We start from the raw sequence: 5,620 nt of genomic DNA, 5'->3' as shown, positions 1-5,620 counted from the left end.
GCTCTCAGCTCTACAATTATTTGAAGCAGCAAGGACATGAACTTCAGTTTTTCGTTCTTTACGGATAAGGACTGAAGCTTGTTAATTTGGTCATTACATATTAAAAAAACAAGCACTCATTTCAACCTCTAGGGGCTGAATGAGTGTTTTTGCTGCTTAAGGATTGTTTGGTTATAGTCATTTTTTCACTTTCGTTAAATTACCACAATACGGTAAAATATTTTAAAAAGGACGTGATGGTATGGGATTTAGATGGAAGAGTGACAAATGCAATGAATAGCTATGTTGATTATCCAATGGTCAAGATTCCGAGTGGAGAATTGGAGCTAAGAGATGATCGAACAAAAAAGAAATGGAAGGCCGAAATAAAGCCTTTTTTTCTAGCCCAATATCCTGTAACTACGGAATTGTATCTTTCTATTACGAAGGAAACGCTTAATTCTTTTGATGGAGATCAAAAGCCAGTTGTGAATATTTCTTGGCATGATGCCATTACTTTTTGTAATCTGCTTTCTCAGAAATCTGGATTGATGGAGTGTTATTCAATAACTAATAATACTGAAAATATAAGCTGTAATTGGGAAGCAGACGGCTATCGCCTTCCTACAGAAGCGGAGTGGCAGTATGCCTGTAAGGCAGGGACTAATGGGTATAGATATGGAGAGCTTGACCAAATTGGATGGTATAATGAAAATTCAGATGGGAAAATACATGAAGTAGGAAAAAAGGAACCAAATGCTTGGGGATTGTATGATATGTTGGGGAATGTTTGGGAGTGGTGCTGGGATTTATACGATGAGAATGTGTATGGCTCCTACCGAATTTTTCGAGGAGGCAGTTGGGCTGAGGAAGCCCGGGGTTGTGGGGCAACTTGTCGTCGACGCAGCCATCCGACATTTTGCATAGATGATCTTGGATTCCGCCTATCTCGGTCTTTTAAAGCGTAATGGTCACAATGATTGATTGAAATTGCATATTCACAGGATCTAAGCTATATTGTTAGTTAACTTTATTTGAAGGGAGCGGTTGTATTATGTATAACAAAAATACGATTTCGATTGTAGTGCAGATTGTAGCAAACGGGGAGGGTTGTGCGAAATAATAAAAAAAGCACAAAACCTCCAAAGGATATCATTTAAACTTTAGGAGGATAAAAATGAGTTTATTAACAATGAAAAATGCGGGGCTTACTGAAAGGTTTATACAGGAGTCTTTGTTATATAATAATTTGAAGCTAGGACGTATTTCGTCTCAACATAAAGACCTTTACAAAGTAATAACGGAAGATGGAGAACTTGCCGCCGAGATTTCCGGGAAATTCCGCTTTGAGGTCAGGTCATTATCGGATTACCCTGCAGTTGGTGATTTTGTCATGCTTGATAGGACAGATAGCTCAAATGGGAATGCGATCATTCATCATGTACTTTCGCGCAAAAGTGCTTTTGAACGCAAAGCAGCGGGAACTTCAAATGATGTACAAATTGTTGCGTCCAATATGGATACCGTTTTTATTTGCATGGCACTTAATAATGACTTTAACTTACGCAGACTTGAGCGTTATTTGTCCATTGCATGGGATAGCGGTGCAATACCTGTGGTTATCCTTACGAAATCAGATCTGTGCGTTGATTTGCAAACGAAACTAGATGATGTTTCCACTGTTGYGATTGGCGTAGATGTGGTCGTTACTTCGGGTCTGTCGGAAGATGGATTTCTTTCGATTCATAAGTATATGGTAATTGGGAAAACCTTTGCTTTTATCGGCTCATCAGGTGTAGGGAAATCTACTTTAATTAACCGGCTTCTTGGCGCTTACACAATGGAGACCAATGAAACAAGAAATGATGATAGAGGCAGACATACTACGACGAGACGAGAGCTTATTGTATTACCTGATGGCGGGGTTATTATAGATACGCCGGGCATGAGGGAGCTTGGACTTGAAGGTGCGGACCTGGTTAAATCCTTTTCGGATATTGAGAGTCTTKCTTCCGAGTGTAAATTCACGGATTGCTCCCATGAAAATGAACCGAAATGCGCGGTGCAGCAGGCAATATATGACGGCATGATTTCAGCAGAACGGCTTGCTAGCTATAGGAAGCTGAAGAAAGAAGCAAAATATGTTGGCTTAAGCTCAAAGCAGATTGAAGCCGAAAAATTCAATACGATGTTTGCTGGAGTAGGCGGCATGAAAAATGCTAGAAAGTTTATAAAAGAAAAACAGGGTCGAAATAAGAGATAAGCAGAATGGATTTACCTTAACCACACTTCACTGAAGTGTGGTTTTTTAGTTGTTAATCAGGGTGACCGTTTAGCCATTTGAATATAGGTACTTTCAAGTCCTATCACGTCTCTCCAGAACAGGCCGAATACTCTATATGAGTTAAAGCTTCGAGAAATGCTAAATTGCCAACCATTTAATGATATTAATTTTTCCTAAATAAACAAACTATTTAATGCCGTAAACAATACTGATGTAACAGTTGTAATAACAGTAGAATTTTCACAAAATAATCAACCCACTATAACTAACGTAGTGCTAATAGTGGATTTTGTCCATTCAAACAACTGAAATTTTGATTTAATATGTGTTTGAATGGAAATCATCCAATCAAATTTGCTGTTTAAAGATATTTTTCAGTAAATGTTACGATTTGATTGGATGAAATACAGTCTGGAATAAATACTTTGGATTATTGGGGAGTTTGATTGGATGAAATACATTCAAATTAAAACAAGAATTGGGCTGTATAGAAGAGGGCGCCCATTTTCGCTTGAAAAGAGTATAATAAAAGAATTAAGTAAAACCTACTGACTAAATGGGCTGAAAGATAATGAATGTTAATTTAGTGGACAAAGCTAAAGTTAAGGTACATATAACATACGAAAGAGGGGTTATGATGACAGAAAACAACAAAACATTGGAAACAGGATGGAATTTTGAAAACAGTTATGCTCGCTTGCCAGAAACTCTTTTCACCAGGCAAAACCCAGCGCCAGCACATTCACCTAAGCTGATCATTCTTAATGAAACATTGGCTATTTCATTAGGGTTGAACGTTCAATCGCTACAAAGCAATGAAGGCCTAGCTGTACTTGCTGGCAACGAGATACCGGAAGGCGCTTTGCCTCTTGCTCAAGCTTATGCTGGGCATCAATTCGGGCATTTCAACATGTTAGGGGATGGGAGGGCTCTGCTGCTTAGCGAACAGATCACTCCACTTGGTGAACGTGTTGATATTCAGTTTAAGGGTTCCGGAAGAACTCCTTACTCCCGTCGTGGCGATGGTAGAGCTGCACTTGGACCGATGCTGCGAGAATACATAATGAGTGAAGCAATGAATGCGCTTGGCATTGCTACCACACGCAGCCTCGCAGTTGTTACAACAGGTGAATCCATTATTCGTGAAACCGAGCTGCCAGGTGCCGTTTTGACCCGCGTAGCTGCAAGTCATCTGCGCGTAGGAACCTTTCAATACATATCCAAATGGGGCTCTATTGAGGAGCTTCGTGCCTTGGCTGACTACACCATACAAAGACATTATTCAGATATTGATTTAGATGAGAACCGTTATTTATCCCTGCTTCAGGAAGTGATCAAGCGTCAGGCTAGCCTGATTGCTAAGTGGCAGCTTGTTGGCTTTATTCACGGGGTCATGAATACCGACAATATGGCTATTAGCGGAGAGACTATCGATTATGGTCCTTGTGCTTTCATGGATGCCTATGACCCAGCAACTGTATTCAGTTCCATTGACATACATGGTCGGTATGCCTATGGCAATCAACCGAATATTGCAGCGTGGAATCTCGCGAGATTTGCTGAAACTCTTTTGCCGCTGCTGCATGATGATGAGGAACAGGCTGTTAAACTGGCGGAGAATGCGATTTCAGATTTTATCGAGTTGTTTCATCATAATTGGCTTATGGGGATGAGAGCAAAACTTGGGATTTTTAACGAAGAGCAGCAGGATGAGTCCCTTATAGAAGACCTACTCAATATGATGCAGAATAATCAAGCGGACTACACAAATACCTTCAGAGCATTAACCTTTGATAAGCTAGGGGAGGAAACAGTCCTTTTTGGCACCACGGAATTTGCTCAGTGGCATGACCAGTGGCAAGAGAGACTAGGCAGGCAGCAGGAATCAAAAACCGCTTCGCAACAGTTGATGCGAGATAGCAATCCCGCGATAATTCCTCGCAACCACCGGGTAGAAGACGCCTTAGAAGCTGCGGTGAAACAAGGAGATAACAGCGTGATGGAGCGGCTTCTTACAGTTCTTTCGAGTCCTTACGCGCACTTTCCAGAACAGGCCGAATACTCTACTGTGCCTTCGCTAACGAATTATCCTTACCAAACGTTTTGTGGAACATGATCTGGAATGATAACCGAACTTGGAAGCCAATCATTTATAGGCTATCAGCACTGAGTTAGCATAACGAAATAAGTACTTGGTGACTGGCAACTATTTCGCTTAGTTCATATATCAAATCTAACCGTTTAGTGGAGCATGCTTTGTGCAGCTCCACTTTCTTGTTAAGTAATGATATATTACTTAATTCCTATCCGTGACAATCGACATCTAGATGAATCCAAAAAGCTTTTTACAAACATTTTTACGATTCAAATTCACTTCATCGTCTGTTCCAAATTATTGAGTAGTTTCAAAATTTGCAATTAAATGAAGCCGATAACGGTTGAACTGAGATTTAGTGTCAGAGGATGAACGTAATTGCTGTAAAACTTGGTCCGCGCTTGCTTTTCGGTGAATTAATTGCAGATTCTGAAATTAAATCTACACTAAAACCATAATAACTAACATTAGTTTCACATTTTAGGACTAATGACTACATACTCCATACCCACCAGAAGGAAAGGGCCCTTTAAAGGCCATATCCTATCGATAAATAGTCGAAAAATAGAAGGATAATCGAAGCCAATCGTTTATCGTTGTCAAACACAACAGTATTTTTTGCACACAATGAAACCTATTATGTTTCCTCACCGTATCAATGATACGTAATCATAAAGAAKGGGGTATACAGTAATGTCAATGTTCAAAAGAATGCTTGCAAGCGTAGGGATTGGCGCGGCTACAGTAGATCTCATGTTGCATCAGGCTGCTGTGAATGCAGGGGATACAATCAGTGGTGTTGTTCGAATTAAAGGTGGCAGCGTGGACCAGCAAGTCGATGACGTTTATGCTTTTGTTATGACGCGTTATTTGATGGAACAGAACGATAGGAAGGTAGAAGTGGAAGCAACTATCTCCAAATTCCTGCTAGCTGGGAAGTTTAACGTAGTAGCAGAACAAGTCTATGAATTCCCTGTATCCTTTCAGTTGCCGGCGATTACGCCAGTAACTATGGGCAGAACGCCTGTGTGGATTCAAACTGGTCTTGATATCAAACAAACGATTGATCCGAAGGACCAGGATCGGCTAGATGTAAGGCCACACCCCCATTCCGCGGTGATTCTTGAGGCAGTCAAACTGCTAGGCTTCCAGCTGCGCAAGGTGGACTGTGAATATGCTCCAAATCATCGTAGGAAAAATGGTTTGCATTTCAATCAAGAATTCGAATTCGTTCCTTACTCGCAGTTCCGGGGTCAACTAGA

At 40.7% G+C, this 5,620-nt stretch carries 4 protein-coding genes; all 4 read left to right on the top strand.

All coding sequences use genetic code 11. The features are described from left to right. The first annotated feature begins 272 nt into the window (after positions 1-272). Positions 273-947: a formylglycine-generating enzyme family protein gene (locus tag AC1DWN_RS26585; protein ID WP_477561903.1), complete on the top strand. Its 675-nt coding sequence runs from the start codon at positions 273-275 to the stop codon at positions 945-947. Between the two features lie 209 nt (positions 948-1,156). Next, positions 1,157-2,242, top strand: a complete 1,086-nt coding sequence (rsgA, locus tag AC1DWN_RS26580; RefSeq protein ID WP_477561901.1) for a ribosome small subunit-dependent GTPase A — start codon at positions 1,157-1,159, stop codon at positions 2,240-2,242. A 658-nt stretch (positions 2,243-2,900) separates the two neighbouring features. Next, positions 2,901-4,379, top strand: coding sequence for a protein adenylyltransferase SelO (locus AC1DWN_RS26575; RefSeq protein ID WP_477561902.1), 1,479 nt, complete (start codon positions 2,901-2,903; stop codon positions 4,377-4,379). Between the two features lie 672 nt (positions 4,380-5,051). Then, a partial coding sequence (locus tag AC1DWN_RS26570; protein WP_477561900.1) for a sporulation protein occupies positions 5,052-5,620 on the top strand: 569 nt, incomplete at its 3' end.

This window comes from Paenibacillus sp. P4_A7, assembly GCF_056402455.1.
The sequence above is the reverse complement of the archived record's forward strand: the minus strand, read 5'-3'. Positions and strand labels throughout refer to the sequence as shown.

Excerpts from the sequence above, each read along its gene's own strand:
- AC1DWN_RS26575 (WP_477561902.1), top strand. The coding sequence starts at position 2,901 with ATGACAGAAAACAACAAAACATTGGAAACAGGATGGAATTTTGAAAAC.
- AC1DWN_RS26585 (WP_477561903.1), top strand. The coding sequence starts at position 273 with ATGAATAGCTATGTTGATTATCCAATGGTCAAGATTCCGAGTGGAGAA.